Raw genomic sequence first — 16,073 nt, forward strand, 5'->3', positions numbered from 1 at the left:
CGCTTCCTCCATGTCCTCCCCCTCCGCCCGGCCCAACCGCGGCCCCGCCGCCGGGCCGGGGAACCGCCGCGCACTCATCGACGCCGCCCGGCGCATCTACGCGGAGACGGGATCGAGCGCACCGTTCACCTCGGTCGCCCGCGCCGCGGGCGTCGGTCAGGGGAGCCTCTACCGGCACTTCCCCGACCGCACATCGCTCGAGGTCGCGATATTCCAGGAGACCCTGGCGGCCTTCCGGGCAGACATCGCCGACGAGCGTATCGGTCTCGATGCGCTCTTCACGGCCGTCGCGGGCGAACCGGTGCTCTCGACGGTGTTCGTGCAGATGATCCGTGATTCGAAGGACGCGGAGGTGGTCGCGATCGCCGAGGGGTATCAGGAGGCGCTGTCGCTGCTGCTCACGCGGGACATCGCGCGAGGTCGCGTGCGCGCCGACGTCGACGTCGACGACGTCATCCACGCCGCCAGCATGCTCGCCGGCGAGCTCACCGCGGTCCCGCTCGAGGATCGCCCCGCTGCGGCGAGCAGGGTCCGTCGCCTGATCGACGCGGCGCTCGCGGCCCGCTGAGGGATCGAACCGCGCGACGGGGACGCGGCGGCCAAGGCTCCTACGCGTCGCGCCCCGCGCCCCGCGAGGGGGTGACGGTGAAGGTGCGGGGGGCGCCGAACCCGCGACGCGCGAACGCGCGGGCCGCGGCATCCGCCACCCGCTCGACGGCGTCGCCCTCGACGAGCGCGATCGCGGCGCCGCCGAACCCGCCGCCCGTCATGCGCGCGCCGATCGCACCCGCCTCGAGGGCCGCGTCGACGGCGGTGTCGAGCTCGGGCGTCGAGATCTCGAAGTCGTCGCGCATCGAGGCGTGCGAGGCCACGAGCAGGCCCCCGATCGAGCGGGGGCCCCTGCCGCGAAGCGTGCGCACCGTGTCCTGCACCCGCTGGTTCTCCGTGACGATGTGGCGCACACGGCGGAGGGTGACGTCGTCGAGGAGGCCTCGGGCGCGCTCGAGGTCGTCCGGCAGGAGATCGCGCAGGGCGGGAACGCCCATGGCGGCGGCGCCGCGCTCGCAGGCGTCGCGACGCTCGCGGTAGCCGCCCGTCGCGTGCGAGTGCGTGACGCGCGTGTCGATCACGAGCAGCCGCAGGCCCTCCGCGTCGAAGCCGAGGTCGACGCTCTCGGTCGCCAGCGTGCGGCAGTCGAGGAAGGTCGCGGCATCCGCGCGCCCCAGCATCGACGCGACCTGGTCCATGATCCCGGTCGGTGCCCCGACGGCGTCGTTCTCGGCCACGCGGCCGACCTTCGCCAGGTCGAGCCCCGAGAGCCCGAGCTCCCAGAGGTCGTTGAGCGCGCTCGCCGCCGCACCCTCGATCGCGGCCGACGAGGACAGGCCGGCGCCGATCGGGACGTCGGAGGCGATCGCGATGTCGACGCCGGGCAGTCCCGCGGGGTCGACGCCCGTCTTCGCCAGCGCGGCCCACGCGACGCCGAGCGGGTAGGACGCCCACTCCGGGATGCCGTGGCCCGGCCGATCGAAGAGCGTCGGCAGGGCGGCGAGCGGCGCCTGCACCGGGTTCTCGTCGAACGTGGAGGCGACGCGCACCACGCCGTCGTCGCGACGCGCGACCGCCGCGTACGTGCGGTGCTCGATCGCGAACGGCAGCACGAAGCCCTCGTTGTAGTCGGTGTGCTCGCCGATGAGGTTCGCTCGCCCGGGTGCCGACCAGACACCGTCGGGCTCGCGGCCGGTGAGCTGCCGCAGCAGCACCTCCGCGGCGGCGCGGGCGCTCATCGGGCGATCGCCTCGCGCAGGCGCTCCGCGCTCTGCTCCGGCGGGATGTCCGCGATCCACGCGCCCATGGCGGTCTCCGATCCTGCGAGGTACTTGAGCTTGTCGGCGGCGCGGCGCGGCGACGTCAGCTGCAGATGCAGCCGCACGGCATCCCGCCCGGTGCGAACCGGCGCCTGGTGCCAGGCCGCGATATAGGGGGTGGGCGTGTCGTAGAGCGCGTCGACGCCGCGCAGCAGGCGCAGGTAGACGTCGGCGAGCTCGTCGCGCTCGGCAGCGCTCGTGGCCGCGAGGTCGGGCACGTGCCGCAGGGGGGCGAGGTGCACCTCGAGCGGCCAGCGGGCTGCGAACGGCACGTAGGCGATCCAGTGCTCCGCCTCGAGGACGACACGGGGCCCGGCAGACTCGAAGGCGATGATGCGCTCGAAGAGGTCGGCGCCCTCGCGCTCGATCGCCGCGAGCATGCTCCTCGTGCGCGGGGTGACGTACGGGTAGGAGTAGATCTGCCCGTGCGGGTGGTGCAGGGTCACGCCGATCTCCTCGCCCCGGTTCTCGAACGGGAAGACCTGCTGGACGCCGGGAAGCGCCGACAGTGCCGCGGTGCGGTCGGCCCAGGCCTCGATCACGGTGCGGGCGCGCGAGGGCGACTGCGTGCCGAACGATCCCTCGTGGGCGGGAGAGAAGCAGACGACCTCGCAGCGTCCCACGGAGGAACGGCTCCGGCCGAGGCCGGGGGCGTCGAGGTCGTCGAGCCCGGTGGGGGCGTCCTCGGCCAAGGGCGCGTCTCCCGTGGCGGCGGCCAGTGCCGGACCGAACGAGGGCGACTTGTTCTCGAAGACGACGACGTCGTAGCGGGAGGGGACCTCCGACGGGTTCGTCGGGGTCTGCGGCGCGAGCGGGTCGAGGTGCGCGGGCGGCAGGAACGCACGGTTCTGGCGTGCCGCGGCGACCGAGATCCAATCGCCCGTGAGCACGTCGTGGCGCATCGTGGCGGTCGCGGGCCGGGGGTCGAGCGGTCGCGGATCGATGGCGCGCTGCGGCGGGAGAGCCGTGTCGGCGTCGTCGTAGTAGATGATCTCGCGACCGTCGGCCATGCGGGTCGCGCGGCGGACGACGCCGGCCCCGAGGGGCGTGACGGCGGTGTCGGCGGGCTCGCCCGCGTGACGGGATTCCGGAGTGTTCACGTCAACACGGTAGTGGGCCTGCAATGATGACGTCAACATCCCGATCTCTCCGGAGTTCTGTCCGGGTGGATCGACCATCGCCGAGGGGGAGACGCGCACATGCACCGACGGGTCTCGATGGCGGACGTCGCCGCCGCCGCGGGCGTGTCGGGCCAGACCGTCTCGCGCGTCGCGAACGGGTCCGCCCGGGTCGACCCCGCCACCCGCGCACGCGTCGAGGCGGCGATGGCGTCGCTCGGCTACCGGCCGCACCGTGCGGCCCGCGCGCTGCGCACCGGCCGCACGCACACGCTCGGCGTCGTCGTGCGCACCCTCGCATCGGTCGGCAACACCCGCATGCTCGAGTCGGTCGTCGAGGCCGCCGCCGGGCGCGGATACGCCGTCGTCGTCGCGAGCCTCGCGGGCGGGAGCGGGGAGGATGCCGCGGCGGCCTTCGCCTCGCTCCACGACCAGGGCGTCGACGGCGCGATCGTGCTCAACGAGGCGACGCCGTCGGTGCGCGCGGCGGGGCCGCCCGCGGGGATGCCGGTGGTCGCGATCGACTCCGGCGGCGACGAGCGCTTCACATCGGTCGAATCCGACCACGCGGGGGGCGCGGCCGCCGCCACGACCCACCTGCTGGGTGCCGGGGTGGCCGCCGTGCACCACGTCGCCGGTCCTGCACGGGCGTACGCCGCCGCCGAACGCGAGCGGGGCTGGCGCACCGCGCTCGATCGGGCCGGGGCGGACGCGCCGAAGGTCTGGCGCGCGGACTGGACCGCGGCATCCGGCCACGCCATCGGCCGCCGCCTCGCCGCCGACCCCGATGTGCACGCCGTCTTCGCCGCGAACGACCAGATCGCCCTCGGCATCCTCCGTGCGCTGCACGAAGCGGGCCGCCGCATCCCGGAGGACGTCGCGGTCGTCGGCTTCGACGACGTGCTGGATGCCGCGGAGTACTGGCCGCCTCTGTCGAGCGTGCGGCAGGACTTCGACGCCCTCGGCGCGCGGGCGGTGCAGGCGCTGCTCGCCCGGCTCGACGGCGCGGCATCCACCCACGACGTCGTGCCGACGACGCTCATCGTGCGGCGCAGCAGCGGCGGGAGCGCGTCGTGAGCCGCGTCGTCATCGCCCCCGACTCGTTCAAGGGCACGATCGGGGCGGATGCCGCGGCCGTCGCCCTCGCCGACGGCTGGCGCGCCGTGCGGGGCGACGACGCCCTGCTGCTGCGTCCCATGGCCGACGGAGGCGAGGGGACGCTGGATGCGTTCGCGCGCGCGGTGCCCGGATCGGTCCGGATGCCCGTGCGGGTCACGGGTCCTGCGGACACTCCTCTCGACGCGCACTGGCTCCTGCTGCCCCCGACGCCCGAGGCGCCCGAGGGCACGGGCGTCGTCGAGCTCGCCGGCACGTCGGGCATCGAGACGCTGGGCTCGCCGCCCCGCCTGCGTCCCCTCGCGGCGCACACCCTCGGATTCGGTCAGGCGATCGCCGCCGCGCTCGACCACGGGGTGTCGCGGCTCGTGCTCGGCGTGGGCAGCAGCTGCTCGACCGACGGCGGGGTGGGCCTGCTGTCGGCCCTGGGCGCCCGCTTCCTCGACAGCGCGGGGGCGCCGGTGCCGCTCGGCGGCCGCGGGCTCGCCCTCATCGCACGCGTCGAGACGGACGCGCTCGTCCCCCTCCCGCCGGGCGGGGCGGCCGTGTTGACCGACGTGACGAATCCTCTCCTGGGCGCCGAGGGGGCCGCGGCGGTCTTCGGCCCGCAGAAGGGCGCGTCGCCCCTGCAGGTCGCGGCGCTCGAGGCGGGGCTGCGGGTGCTGGCCGACCGGCTCGGCGGCGAACCGGATGCCGCGGGCGCCGGAGCCGCCGGCGGCGCGGGCTATGGGCTGCTCGCGTGGGGCGCGACGCTGCAGACCGGGGCGGATGCCGTGGCGCGCCTGATCCGCCTGGGCGAGGCGGTGGCCGGGGCATCCGTCGTCGTGACGGGCGAGGGGTCGTTCGACGGTCAGTCGGCGCGCGGGAAGGTGCCGGCTCGCGTGGCGGCGCAGGCGCGCGCGGCGGGGGTGCCGGTCGCCCTCGTGGCGGGCAGGATCGATCCGGCGGCCGACGCGACGGGGTTCGCGGTGACGCTCTCGCTCACGGAGCTGGCGGGATCACCGGATGCCGCGATGGGCGACGCCGCCCGCTGGCTCCGCGCCGCGGGCGAAGCGCTGGCGCGCACGTTGGCCTGACCGCGGCATCCCGTCGCGGGCGACCTCAGCCGCCGAGGGCGGCCGAGACGACGGCGCGGGCCTCCTCCTGCACCTGCGCGAGGTGCGCGGGGCCCCGCAGGGACTCGGCGTAGAGCTTGTAGACGTCCTCCGTGCCGGAGGGGCGCGCGGCGAACCACGCGTGCTCGGTCTGCACCTTGAGGCCGCCGATCGCCGCGCCGTTGCCGGGCGCGTGCGAGAGCTTCGCGGTGATCGGCTCGCCCGCCAGGTCCGTCGCCTCGACCGCGTCGGGTGAGAGCTTCGCGAGCGTCGCCTTCTGCTCCGGCGTCGCCGGCGCGTCTACGCGCTGGTAGGCGGATGCCCCGAACTGCTCCTCGAGCTCGGCGTACCGCTGCGAGGGGGTCTTGCCCGTCACCGCGAGGATCTCGGCCGCGAGCAGGCAGAGGATGATGCCGTCCTTGTCGGTCGTCCACACCGATCCGTCGGTGCGCAGGAACGATGCGCCGGCGGATTCCTCGCCGCCGAACGCGACGGAGCCGTCGAGGAGACCCGGGACGAACCACTTGAAGCCGACGGGGACCTCCAGCAGGCGGCGGTCGAGCGACTCCGTGACGCGGTCGATGATCATCGACGACACGAGCGTCTTGCCCACCGCGGCATCCGCGGGCCAGCCGGGCCGGTGCGAGAACAGGTAGTCGATCGCGACGGCGAGGTAGTGGTTGGGGTTCATCAGCCCCGCGTCGGGCGTGACGATGCCGTGGCGGTCGGCGTCGGCGTCGTTCCCCGTGAGCAGGTCGTACTCGTCGCGACGGGCCACGAGGGCGGCCATCGCGTTCGGCGACGAGGGGTCCATGCGGATCTTCTCGTCCCAGTCGAGGGTCATGAACCGCCACGTCGGGTCGACGTCGGGGTTCACGACCGTGAGGTCGAGGCCGTACTTCTCCGCGATGAGGGCCCAGTAGTCCACCGATGCGCCGCCGAGGGGATCGGCACCCACGCGGATGCCGGAGGTGCGGATCGCGTCGAGGTCGATGATCGTGGCGAGGTCGGCGACGTAGGCCTCGCGGAAGTCGTAGCGGCCGAGGGTGTCGACGACGATGTCCGCGTAACGGGCTCGGGAGACTCCCCCGAGGCCCGCCGCGATCAGCTCGTTGGCGCGGTTCGCGATCCAGCCGGTCGCGTCGGTGTCGGCGGGGCCACCGTGGGGAGGGTTGTACTTGAAGCCGCCGTCGCGGGGAGGGTTGTGGCTCGGGGTCACGACGATGCCGTCGGCACGGTCGGGGGAGTCGGCGGCGAGGTCGCGGTTGTAGGCGAGGATCGCGTGGCTGAGGGCGGGGGTGGGCACCCACGAGTCGCGGGAGTCGACGCGCACGTCGACGTGGTTGGCGACGAGCACCTCGATCGCGGTGCGCTCGGCGGGGCGGGAGAGCCCGTGGGTGTCGCGCCCGAGGAACAGCGGACCGGTGAGCCCCTGCGCCCGGCGGTAGTCCACGATCGCCTGCGTCGTGGCGAGGATGTGGTCCTCGTTGAAGCTCGTCGACAGGCTCGAGCCGCGGTGGCCGCTCGTGCCGAAGGCGACGCGCTGCTCGGGCACCGAGGCATCCGGCTTCCTGTCGTAGTACGCGGCGATCAGCTCGTCGACGTCGATCAGATCGGATGCTTCGGCGGGCTGTCCTGCACGGCTCATGTCTTTAGTCTGCCGTGCCGCGGACGTGGGGGCATCCTTTCGCCGCGTTCGTTCCTCCGCGCGCGCGTGTCGATATGGTTCGAGAGTGTCCCGTGTGGCGGAAGTGCAACCGAGGGTCGGGCCCGCCCGCGTGGCGGTCGTCGACGACCACGAACTCGTGGCGATGGCGGTGCGTGGCCGGAACGGGACGCGCACGCCCGAGTAGGCTGACTGCTTGTGACCAGCCCCGCCGATCCCGCCCCCCGCACGTACTCGTATCTCGGGCCGGCCGGAACGTTCACCGAGGCGGCGCTCGCGCAGGTCCCGGAGGCGAGGAACCAGCGGTGGCGGCCCGTCCGCAACGTCGGGGAGGCGCTCGCGGACGTCGTGGAGGGGCGCTCTCACGCCGCGATGATCGCGATCGAGAACTCGGTCGACGGCGGGGTCTCCACGGCGCAGGACGCGCTGGCGACCGTTCCGGGGCTGCGGATCATCGGCGAGTATCTCGTACCGGTGGATTTCGTGCTCGTGGGGCGGCCCGGTTCATCGCTCGAGGACGTCTCGACGGTCGCGGCGCACCCCGTGGCGTACGGGCAGTGCCTGCAGTGGCTCACGCGCACCCTGCCGGAGCACGCCCACGTGCCCGCGGCGAGCAACGTCGCGAGCGCCGTCGGGCTCCTCGACGGAACGAGCGACGCGGATGCCGCCATCGCGCCCCCGACGATCACCGAGCACCACGACCTCGTCGTGCTGGCCCGCAACATCGGCGACAACCCGAACGCGGTCACCCGGTTCGTGCTGGTGAGCCGGACGGTGGCCCCCGCGCCCCCGACCGGCGCCGACAAGACCTCGCTCATCGTGGAGCTGCCGGAAGACCACCCGGGTGCCCTGCTCGAGCTGCTGGAGCAGTTCGCCACCCGCGGCATCAACCTCAGCCTGCTCGCCTCGCGGCCGATCGGCGACGCGCTCGGCCGCTACCGGTTCGTCATCGACGCCGACGGGCACATCCACGACGAGCGCATGGCCGACGCGCTCCTGGGCCTGCGCCGGTTCAGCCCGAAGGTGCTCTACCTCGGCTCGTATCCGAGGGCCGACCGCACCGTCGTGCGCTACCCCGACCGCTACTCCGACGACATCTTCGTCGAGGCGCGCGACTGGCTGCGCGCCCTGCTCAGCGGGGCGCCGGGGGCGTAACCCGCGGCGCTCACCCGCGAACGGTCGTCCGGCACTGCTCGCCTGTCGCGAACGGTCGTCCCGCGCCGCGGCGACGAGCGGTTTGCGACAGGGAGCGGGCGCCGGGGCGACCCGCGGGCGGGCGGGGCGGGACGCCGCGGGTGGCGGGGCGGGGCGGGGCGACGCGTGCGTCAGGCGACAAGGGCGCGGGCGCCCGCGGCGACGAGCTCGAGCGTCTGCGCGCGGCCGCCCGCGGCATCCATCGGCTCACCGTCGTACGCCGCGGCGACGGGGGCCAGCATGACCTCGTCGACGCCGTGGCGGGCGGCGAAGGCCGCGACATCCGCCGCGACCTGCTCGCCGGTGCCGACGAACCAGCGCTGCGTCGCCGACGCGACGAACGACTCGGCGAGGGGATCCATCGGTGCGGCGGCGGCCTGCTCCACCGTCTCGAGCGGGATGAGCGGCTTGTTCGTGCGCAGCCGTGCCATCATGCGCAACTGCGGCAGCGCCCGCGCCTCGGCCTCATCGAGCGTGGGGGACGCGACGGCGTTGACCGTGACGAACGTGCGCGGCTCGGGGTGGGTCTCGCTCGGCTGGAACTGGCCGCGGTAGAGCTCGAGGGCGCGCTCGAGTCCCTCGCCCGCGAAGTGGTTGGCGAAGACGTAGGGCAGCCCGAACGACGCGGCCAGCTGCGCCGAGTAGTCGCTCGAGCCGAGCAGCCATACATCGGGCGACCCGGATGCCGCGGGCGTCGCGTGCACGTCGTAGGTGCCGCCGCTGGTGAACCGCACCGTCGCGCCCTCGGGGGAGGCCATCGCGACGATGTCGCGGACGTGCTCGGGGAAGCGGTCGACGTCGCTCGTCGTGCCCGACTGGCGCAGCAGCTGCGTGATGACGGGGTCGCTACCGGGGGCGCGGCCGATGCCGAGATCGATGCGGCCGGGCGCGAGGGCTTCGAGCGCTGCGAACTGCTCGGCGACGATGAGCGGCGAGTGGTTCGGCAGCATGACCCCGCCGGAGCCGACGCGGATGCGCGCCGTACGCGCCACGGCGGCCGCGATCAGCACGGGCGGCGTCGTCGAGGCGACGGCCGGCATGTTGTGGTGCTCGGCGAACCAGTACCGGCGGTACCCGAGGTCGTCGGCATGACGGGCGAGGTCGAGGGAGGCCGCGACGGCCTGTCCGCTGGACTGCCCGTGTCGCACGGGCACCAGGTCGAGGACGGACAGGGCGGGGGCAGTGGGAGTGGACATCGCAGAGTGAAACGCCGGCGGTCGCCGCGCATTCCCGGACAATACTCCGGAGCCTCGCGGCTCCTGCCGGTCCCAGAGCACCGGATCGGCGGCGGGACGCCGATGTCTCCGGAATGTTGTCCGGGTCCGCCGCGCTCCTCGACGCCCGAGGGCCCGGGCCCCCTCAGCGCGCGGCGTGCTTGACCTCCTCGTATGCCCGCAGCGCCGCGGCGCGCGAGGCCTTGAGATCCACGAGCGGCTCGGGCCCGTCGCCCGCCGCGTGATCGGGCGCCCATTCGCGCACGTACGAGCCGCGGGGGTCGAACTTCTGCGCCTGCAGCTCGGGGTTGAAGACGCGGAAGTAGGGCGCGGCATCCGCCCCCGATCCCGCGACCCACTGCCAGTTGAAGGGGTTCGAGGCGCCGTCGGCATCGACGAGCGTGTCCCAGAACCACTCCTCGCCGCGGCGCCAGTCGATCAACAGGTTCTTGATGAGGTACGACGCCGTGACCATCCGCACACGGTTGTGCATGACGCCGGTACGCCACAGCTCCCGCATGCCGGCGTCGACGAGCGGCACCCCCGTCCTGCCTTGCTGCCACGCCTCGAGGTGCGAGGGCTCGAGCCGCGGCCAGGGGAAGGCGTCGAACTCGGCCCGCAGGTTCTTCGTCGCGAGGTCGGGGTGGTGGAACAGCACGTGCGCGGCGAACTCGCGCCACCCGATCTCGGAGAGGAACCGGGATGCCGCGCCGGGATTCGCACCCGACTCGCGCGCCGCGACGGTCTCGTGCCACACCGTGTACGGGCTGAGCTCGCCCCAGCGCAGGCGCGGCGACAGCTGCGACGTCGCCCCGGCGGCGGGCTCCTCGCGGGCGCGGTCGTAGTCGTCGAGGTCGTCGGAGAGGAAGCCGCGCAGGCGGGCGCGCGCGGCGGCCTCGCCCGGCTCCCACGTCTCGCGCAGGCCCTCGGCCCAATCGGGCGCCGTCGGCAGCAGGCCCCAGTCGTCGAGGGCGTCCGATGCGGGGGACGACCCCGGCCCGGGCACGTCGCGCGGTTCGGGCAGGGGCGCCCGCGGTGCCGGCAGGCCCTGGCAGGCCTTCCAGAAGGGCGTGAACACCGAGTAGGGGCCGCCCGATCCCGTGCGCACGGTCCACGGCTCGAAGAGCACGGATGCCGCGTACGACGCGACCTCGATGCCGTCGCCCCGCAGCGTCTCCTTCAAGCCCCCGTCGACCTCCCGCTCGGCGGCCCCGTAGCGCCTGTTCCAGAACACGGCGCCGGCGCCGGCATCCTCCACCACGTCGGCGACGACCCGTGCGGCGGGGCCCCGGCGCAGCACCAGTTCGCCCCCCTTCTCGCGCAGGCGCTCGCCGAGAGAGGCGAGCGACCCGTGCAGCCACCACTTCGCCGCGCCGCCGAGGGGGCGGATACCGGGCGAGACCTCGTCCAGCACGTAGAGCACGACCACCGGCTCGTCGCGGTCGAGCGCCGCCCGCAGGGCGGGGTTGTCGGCCAGGCGCAGGTCGTCGCGCAGCCAGACGATGCTGGGGCTTGTCATGCCCCGGATGCTACCGGCGGTCCGCGCCCGGCTTCGCGCGCTTGACGGCACGCGGCCCGCCGTCTACAGCCTGCTGGTGTCGTGACCGTCGGGCACGACGACGCGCAGGCCCCCGGCCTGGATCGTGCACCGGATGCGCACGGCCTCGCCGAACTCGTCGCCGTCGAGCTCGATCGGCTGGGCGGGGGAGGTCGCGAGCTCGATGCCCTCGCCCCGCAGGAACCGCACGGAGCTGTTGCGCCCGCGCCGCTCGAGCACGCGGCGCCCCGCGCGGAAGCGCCGGAGCACGCTGTTGTCCCACCACACCTTGCGCCACACGCCGATCCAGCCGAACCAGCCCGTCGGCTGGAGGACGGCGACATCCAGCATGCCGTCGGCGACGGAGGCCTCCGGGATCAGGGCGATCCCGGCCGGCAGCGCGCCGCAGTTGGCGAAGAGCACGCTCTGCACCTTCGCGGAGTGCAGCCGGCCGTCCTTCATCTGGTACATCACGCGGAAGGGCTTCGCGGTCGCAAGCGAGCGGGCCGCGCCGTCGACGTAGGCCACCCAGCCGACCGACTTCTTCAGCTGCGGGCTGGTGTTGGCGATCATCGCGGCATCGAGGCCGATGCCCGCCATGACGACGAAGGCGTGGCGCTCGCGCGAGCCGTCGTGGCGGCGGATGTCGGCGAAGCCGATGTCGATCGGATGCGTCGTGCCGGCGAACGTCGCGGCGATCATCGGCTCGGGGTCGTTCAGCGGAAGGTTGAGGTTGCGCGCGAGGAGGTTGCCGGTGCCGCTGGGGACGATCGTCAGCGGGACGTCCGAGCCGGCCATCGCCTCCGACACGGCGCGCACCGTCCCGTCGCCGCCCGCGACGAGCACCGCGTCGGCCCCCTCCTCGAGGGCCAGCCGCGTGACGTCGTCGCCGAGGTCGTCGACCGTCGTCTCGAAGAAGATCGGCTCGGCCCAGCCCGCGGACTCCGACATCCGCGTGACGAGGTCGCGGAGCCGCTCCTGGTCGACCTTGATGGGGTTGTAGACGAGGGCCGCCCGCTTGCGCGGCGAATCGTCGGGCTCCTCCATCGGTGCAGGCTCGCCCTCGGGGGTGACCTGGCGGGCCTCGCCGCCCTCGCCGTCGGCCGTGTCGGGCTCGACGTCCTCCGGCTCGCGGATGACGTCGTCGGGCGCGGCGGCCTCCTTCGGGTCGGGCGCGGCCGCATCCACCTGGTCGGAGGGCGTCTCTTCCGCCTCCGCTTCATCGGCGGGACCGGGGGCGTCGGCGGCGCGGTCGTCGTCAGAGGTGCCGGATGCCGCGGTCATGGTCCCACTCTAGGCTCAGCCGGGCGGCGGCCCCCGGCCCGCCCGGGGCCCGAATGGCGCGCCCTAGACTGTTCGGGTGATCGACCCCGTGCTACTCCGCGATGACCCTGATCTGGTGAAGCGCTCGCAGGTGGCGCGCGGGCATTCGCCCGAGACCGTCGATGCTGCCCTCGCCGCCGACCGCGACCGCCGTGCCGCGATCGCCGAGTACGAAGAGTTGCGCGCCGCGCAGAACGCCTTCGGCAAGCAGGTCGCGAAGGCTCCCAAGGAGGAGAAGGCGGAGCTCGTGGCCGAGGCGAAGGGCCTCGCCGACCGCGTCAAGGCCGCCCAGCAGCGGGCCGCCGAGGTGGAGGAGGCCGCGGCATCCGCCCTCTCGCGCATCGAGAACGTCGTCATCGACGGCGTCCCCGCCGGCGGTGAGGCCGACTTCGTGACGCTGCGCACGGTGGGCGAGCCGGCGAGCTTCGACTTCGAGCCGCTCGATCACCTCGAGCTCGGCGAGAGGCTCGACGCGATCGACATGGAGCGGGGGGCGAAGGTCTCGGGGGCGCGCTTCTACTTCCTCAAGGGCGTGGGCGCCCGGCTCGAGATCGCGCTGATGAACCTCGCGCTGAACACCGCCCTCGACAACGGCTTCACGCCGCTCATCACCCCCACTCTCGTGCGCCCCGACATCATGCGGGGCACGGGTTTCCTCGGAGAGCACGCCGACGAGATCTACCGTCTCGAGGCCGACGACCTGTACCTCGTGGGCACGAGCGAGGTCGCGCTCGCGGGCTATCACAAGGACGAGATCATCGATCTCTCCCGCGGCCCGCTCCGCTATGCCGGCTGGTCCACCTGCTACCGGCGCGAGGCGGGGTCGCACGGCAAGGACACCCGCGGGATCATCCGCGTGCACCAGTTCAACAAGCTCGAGATGTTCGTCTACACGACGCCCGAGGATGCCGCGGCCGAGCACGAGCGGCTGCTCGCCTGGCAGGAGCAGATGCTGCAGCCCCTGGGCCTTGCGTACCGCGTCATCGACGTCGCCGCGGGTGATCTCGGGTCGTCGGCGGCGCGCAAGTTCGACATCGAAGCCTGGATCCCCACGCAGGGGGCCTACCGGGAACTGACCTCGACCTCCAACTGCACGACCTATCAGGCGCGCCGGCTCGACATCCGTCACCGGCCTGACGGTGGGAAGACGCAGACGGTCGCGACCCTCAACGGAACCCTCGCCACGACGCGCTGGCTCGTCGCCCTCCTGGAGACCCACCAGCAGGCGGACGGATCGGTGACGGTCCCCGAGGTGCTGCGGCCCTACCTCGGAGGCCTCGAGGTTCTGGAGCCGGTCGCGTGAGCGAAGATCGCGCCACGACGGCGGACGAGACCGAAGCGCTCCCCGACCCGGGCTCGGTCGAGGTCGTCGAACCCGACGACGCGGCCGAGCTGGTCGAGGAGATCGCCGACGAGACGGTCGCGGGCGGCTCCCCCGAGGGCACTGCGGGCCCCATCCTGATCGTGCTCGACATCGACGGCACCGTCCTGCTCGAGGACGAGTCCCCGAGCCCGGGGGTCGTCGATGCCGTGAAGGCCGCGTCCGCCGCGGGCAACGAGGTGATGCTCGCGACCGGTCGCAGCTGGGAGGGCACCCGCGGCATCCTGCGGGTGCTCGGCATCGCGCCCGAATACGTCGTCTGCTCCAACGGAGCGGTCGTGCTGAAGCGGGTGGATGCGGACGACCTCGCGTACGAGCGCGTGCACACCGAGACCTTCGACGCGACGACGGTGCTGACCCTGCTTCGCGAGCACCTGCCCGACGCGCACTACCTCGTCGAGCTCCCGGGGGGTGAGCGTCTCTACACCGAGTACCTCGACGACTGGAACCTCCTCGCGGCGCACCGCGTGAGCTTCGAGGAGCTGACGGCGCAGCCCGTGTGCCGCGTCGTCGTCGTGTCGCCCGAGCACGAGGAGGGGGACTTCCTCTCGTTGGTCGAGCGGATCGGCCTGAATCAGGTGTCGTACGCGATCGGTTGGACGGCCTGGCTCGATATCGCCCCGCAGGGCGTGGACAAGGGAACCGCTCTCGAGCTCGTGCGCGGCTGGCTCGGTCTTCCCGCCGACCGGGTGCTCGTGATGGGCGACGGGCGCAACGACGTCGGCATGTTCGAGTGGGCGCTGCGCAACGGCGGACGCGCGATCGCGATGGCCCAGGGCCCGGACGAGGTGCGCGCCGTCGCCGGCGAGGTGACCACGTCGGTGCAGGAGGGCGGCGTGGCCGCGATCCTCGGCGCGCTCGGGCGCTGAGGACGCCCCGGCATCCGCTTTCAGCGCCCTGCCAGCCGTTTCCTGCCAGAATGGGGCAGCTTCGCGGTCGGATAGACTCGGTGACCGACGGCGCCGCTTCGCGGTCCGCCGGGAGGGTTGTCCGAGCGGCCGATGGAGCTGGTCTTGAAAACCAGTGGGCAGAGATGTCCCGTGGGTTCGAATCCCACACCCTCCGCTTCCGGCTCGACAGGGGAGCGGCCCCGCCCGAGAGGACACCAGTGAGCGAGAGCAAAGCGCCCAGGCGCCGGTCGACGGTCGCCCGTCACGGCGAGCTCTCGTCCCCCTCCGTGTGGAGTCAGATCGTGCGGTTCGTCGCGGTCGCCGTCGCGGTCGTGCTCGTCGCGGGCGTCGGCGTCGTCGCGTTCCAGGCCTACAGCGCCGTCACGAGCTTCACGAGCGCCGCCGTCGAGCTGGAGGGCCAGGCGGCGGTGCCGCCCGACATCGGCGAGATCGAGGGCGGAGTCAACCTGTTCCTCGCGGGCACCGACGCGTGCGAGCCCGAGTATGCGGAGCTGTTCGGCGACCGGTGCACGGGAGCGGATGCCGGGGGCGAGCTCAACGACGTCAACATGCTCGTTCACATCTCCGACGAGCCGCGCCGGGTGACGGTGGTCAGCTTCCCGCGCGATCTCATGATCCCGATCCCCGAGTGCACCGACCCCGAGACCGGCCGCACATCGTCGGCGATGAGCAAGCAGCCCCTCAACGCGACCTTCTCGTACGGCGGCCTGGCGTGCGCCGTGAAGACGGTTTCCGAGCTATCGGGCCAGGACATTCCCTTCGCGGCATCCGTCACCTGGGGCGGCGTGATCGAGATCACGAACGCCATCGGCGGCGTCGAGGTGTGCATCGCGAACGGCATCAAGGACTACCACACGGGGATCGACTGGCCGGAGGGCAACCGCAACCTGCAGGGCCTCGAGGCGCTGCAGTTCCTGCGCACCCGCCACGGCGTCGGCAACGGCGGCGACCTGGGGCGCATCTCGAACCAGCAGCAGTACATGTCCCGCCTGGCGCGCAAGCTGATCAGCAACGAGACGCTCTCGAACCCCGCGACGCTGTACTCGCTGGCGACGACCGCCCTGAACAACATCACGGCGAGCCAGACGCTCACCAATCCGCTCACGATGGTGCAGATCGCCCTTGCGGTGAAGGACGTGCCGTTCGAGGAGATCGTCTTCGTCTCCTACCCGGTCGTCGACGACCCGTTCGACACCAACCGAGTGGTGCCGAACTACGCAGCGGCGAATGAGCTGTGGGCCGCCCTCGAGGCCAATAAGCCGATCCAGCTGAGCGGCGAGGCGAGCCAGGGGGACGGCGTCATCGTGGAGACGCCCGCTCCCGCCGATCCGTCGACGGACCCGACCGAGCAGGCGTCGCCCGCTCCCTCGGAGGAGCCGGGCGAGGCGGTGGCGACGCTGCCGCCCTCCATCGCGGGACAGACGGCGGCGATGGAGACCTGCTCGAACGGCAACGCCTGACCCGCATTCGTCGTGGGCGGACGGAGCCGTTAGTATTGCCAGGTGCACCCGCGCCGTTTCGCGTTGGGTGCCATGGAGACGTCGCATAGTCAGGCCTAGTGCACCACCCTGCTAAGGTGGAGTCCCCTCACGGGGACCGAGGGTTCAAATCCCTCCGTCTCCGCGGAAAAACCCCCGGTGAACCGGGGTTT

The 16,073-nt window shown here is 73.1% G+C and carries 13 protein-coding genes and 2 tRNA genes; 9 read left to right on the top strand and 6 right to left on the bottom strand.

Annotated features, from left to right (window positions below):
- Window positions 1-10 precede the first annotated feature (10 nt).
- Window positions 11-568 carry a TetR/AcrR family transcriptional regulator gene (locus tag ACIGCK_RS01315; protein WP_396663193.1) on the top strand — a complete coding sequence of 186 codons (558 nt, stop codon included), beginning with the start codon at window positions 11-13 and terminating at the stop codon, window positions 566-568.
- 40 nt (window positions 569-608) lie between these two features.
- Here ACIGCK_RS01315 and galK read toward each other — a convergent pair whose 3' ends face one another.
- Together galK and galT are read right to left on the bottom strand one after the other, a co-directional pair.
- Window positions 609-1,787, bottom strand: coding sequence for a galactokinase (gene galK / locus ACIGCK_RS01320; RefSeq protein ID WP_396663194.1), 1,179 nt, complete (start codon window positions 1,785-1,787; stop codon window positions 609-611).
- On the bottom strand, window positions 1,784-2,878 hold the full coding sequence (gene galT / locus ACIGCK_RS01325; protein WP_396663973.1) for a galactose-1-phosphate uridylyltransferase: 1,095 nt from the start codon (window positions 2,876-2,878) through the stop codon (window positions 1,784-1,786). Before galT ends, galK begins: the two co-directional genes overlap by 4 nt.
- Window positions 2,879-3,067: 189 nt before the next feature.
- On the opposite strand from galT, the gene ACIGCK_RS01330 reads away from it, so the two are divergent.
- Together ACIGCK_RS01330 and ACIGCK_RS01335 are read left to right on the top strand one after the other, a co-directional pair.
- The gene (locus ACIGCK_RS01330) at window positions 3,068-4,063 is read left to right on the top strand and encodes a LacI family DNA-binding transcriptional regulator (protein WP_396663196.1); all 996 of its coding nucleotides are present in this window, start codon (window positions 3,068-3,070) and stop codon (window positions 4,061-4,063) included.
- Window positions 4,060-5,178 (top strand): glycerate kinase, encoded by a 1,119-nt coding sequence (locus tag ACIGCK_RS01335; protein WP_396663198.1) that lies wholly within the window; start codon window positions 4,060-4,062, stop codon window positions 5,176-5,178. The genes ACIGCK_RS01330 and ACIGCK_RS01335 overlap by 4 nt, the downstream gene beginning before the upstream one ends.
- Before the next feature lie 25 nt (window positions 5,179-5,203).
- On the opposite strand, the gene pgm is transcribed toward ACIGCK_RS01335, so the two are convergent.
- Window positions 5,204-6,844: a phosphoglucomutase (alpha-D-glucose-1,6-bisphosphate-dependent) gene (pgm, locus tag ACIGCK_RS01340; protein WP_396663200.1), complete on the bottom strand. Its 1,641-nt coding sequence runs from the start codon at window positions 6,842-6,844 to the stop codon at window positions 5,204-5,206.
- A 216-nt stretch (window positions 6,845-7,060) separates the two neighbouring features.
- Between pgm and pheA the strand changes: the two genes are divergently transcribed.
- Window positions 7,061-8,017, top strand: coding sequence for a prephenate dehydratase (gene pheA / locus ACIGCK_RS01345; protein ID WP_396663202.1), 957 nt, complete (start codon window positions 7,061-7,063; stop codon window positions 8,015-8,017).
- Between the two features lie 170 nt (window positions 8,018-8,187).
- On the opposite strand, the gene ACIGCK_RS01350 is transcribed toward pheA, so the two are convergent.
- From ACIGCK_RS01350 to ACIGCK_RS01360, 3 genes are all read right to left on the bottom strand, one after another.
- On the bottom strand, window positions 8,188-9,252 hold the full coding sequence (locus ACIGCK_RS01350; RefSeq protein ID WP_396663204.1) for an LLM class flavin-dependent oxidoreductase: 1,065 nt from the start codon (window positions 9,250-9,252) through the stop codon (window positions 8,188-8,190).
- Between the two features lie 163 nt (window positions 9,253-9,415).
- Window positions 9,416-10,789 carry a cryptochrome/photolyase family protein gene (locus tag ACIGCK_RS01355; RefSeq protein WP_396663205.1) on the bottom strand — a complete coding sequence of 458 codons (1,374 nt, stop codon included), beginning with the start codon at window positions 10,787-10,789 and terminating at the stop codon, window positions 9,416-9,418.
- A gap of 63 nt (window positions 10,790-10,852) precedes the next feature.
- A complete protein-coding gene (locus tag ACIGCK_RS01360; protein WP_396663206.1) occupies window positions 10,853-12,091 on the bottom strand; it encodes a diacylglycerol kinase family protein in 1,239 nt (412 codons plus the stop codon).
- A gap of 76 nt (window positions 12,092-12,167) precedes the next feature.
- Here ACIGCK_RS01360 and serS point away from each other — a divergent pair, with 76 nt between their 5' ends.
- The 5 genes from serS (at window position 12,168) to ACIGCK_RS01385 (ending at window position 16,045) form a co-directional block, all read left to right on the top strand.
- Window positions 12,168-13,433: a serine--tRNA ligase gene (gene serS / locus ACIGCK_RS01365; RefSeq protein ID WP_396663208.1), complete on the top strand. Its 1,266-nt coding sequence runs from the start codon at window positions 12,168-12,170 to the stop codon at window positions 13,431-13,433.
- Window positions 13,430-14,380 carry an HAD hydrolase family protein gene (locus ACIGCK_RS01370; protein WP_396663209.1) on the top strand — a complete coding sequence of 317 codons (951 nt, stop codon included), beginning with the start codon at window positions 13,430-13,432 and terminating at the stop codon, window positions 14,378-14,380. The genes serS and ACIGCK_RS01370 overlap by 4 nt, the downstream gene beginning before the upstream one ends.
- 111 nt (window positions 14,381-14,491) lie before the next feature.
- Window positions 14,492-14,576: transfer RNA gene (locus ACIGCK_RS01375), tRNA-Ser, on the top strand.
- Window positions 14,577-14,619: 43 nt separating this feature from the next.
- Complete coding sequence (locus ACIGCK_RS01380) at window positions 14,620-15,882, top strand: LCP family protein (RefSeq protein WP_396663210.1); 1,263 nt, start codon at window positions 14,620-14,622, stop codon at window positions 15,880-15,882.
- 74 nt (window positions 15,883-15,956) lie between these two features.
- A tRNA-Ser gene (locus ACIGCK_RS01385) sits at window positions 15,957-16,045 on the top strand.
- Window positions 16,046-16,073 lie beyond the last annotated feature (28 nt).

Origin of the sequence: Microbacterium sp. NPDC078428 (genome assembly GCF_044542535.1) — a bacterium.
Taxonomy (GTDB): Bacteria; Actinomycetota; Actinomycetes; order Actinomycetales; family Microbacteriaceae; genus Microbacterium; species Microbacterium limosum.

Bases quoted from the DNA above. Each gene is read 5' to 3' on its own strand.
- pgm (WP_396663200.1), bottom strand. From the start codon at position 6,844: ATGAGCCGTGCAGGACAGCCCGCCGAAGCATCCGATCTGATCGACGTC.
- ACIGCK_RS01330 (WP_396663196.1), top strand. From the start codon at position 3,068: ATGCACCGACGGGTCTCGATGGCGGACGTCGCCGCCGCCGCGGGCGTG.
- ACIGCK_RS01355 (WP_396663205.1), bottom strand. From the start codon at position 10,789: ATGACAAGCCCCAGCATCGTCTGGCTGCGCGACGACCTGCGCCTGGCC.
- galK (WP_396663194.1), bottom strand. From the start codon at position 1,787: ATGAGCGCCCGCGCCGCCGCGGAGGTGCTGCTGCGGCAGCTCACCGGC.
- ACIGCK_RS01315 (WP_396663193.1), top strand. From the start codon at position 11: ATGTCCTCCCCCTCCGCCCGGCCCAACCGCGGCCCCGCCGCCGGGCCG.
- galT (WP_396663973.1), bottom strand. From the start codon at position 2,878: ATGGCCGACGGTCGCGAGATCATCTACTACGACGACGCCGACACGGCT.
- ACIGCK_RS01350 (WP_396663204.1), bottom strand. From the start codon at position 9,252: ATGTCCACTCCCACTGCCCCCGCCCTGTCCGTCCTCGACCTGGTGCCC.
- ACIGCK_RS01360 (WP_396663206.1), bottom strand. From the start codon at position 12,091: ATGACCGCGGCATCCGGCACCTCTGACGACGACCGCGCCGCCGACGCC.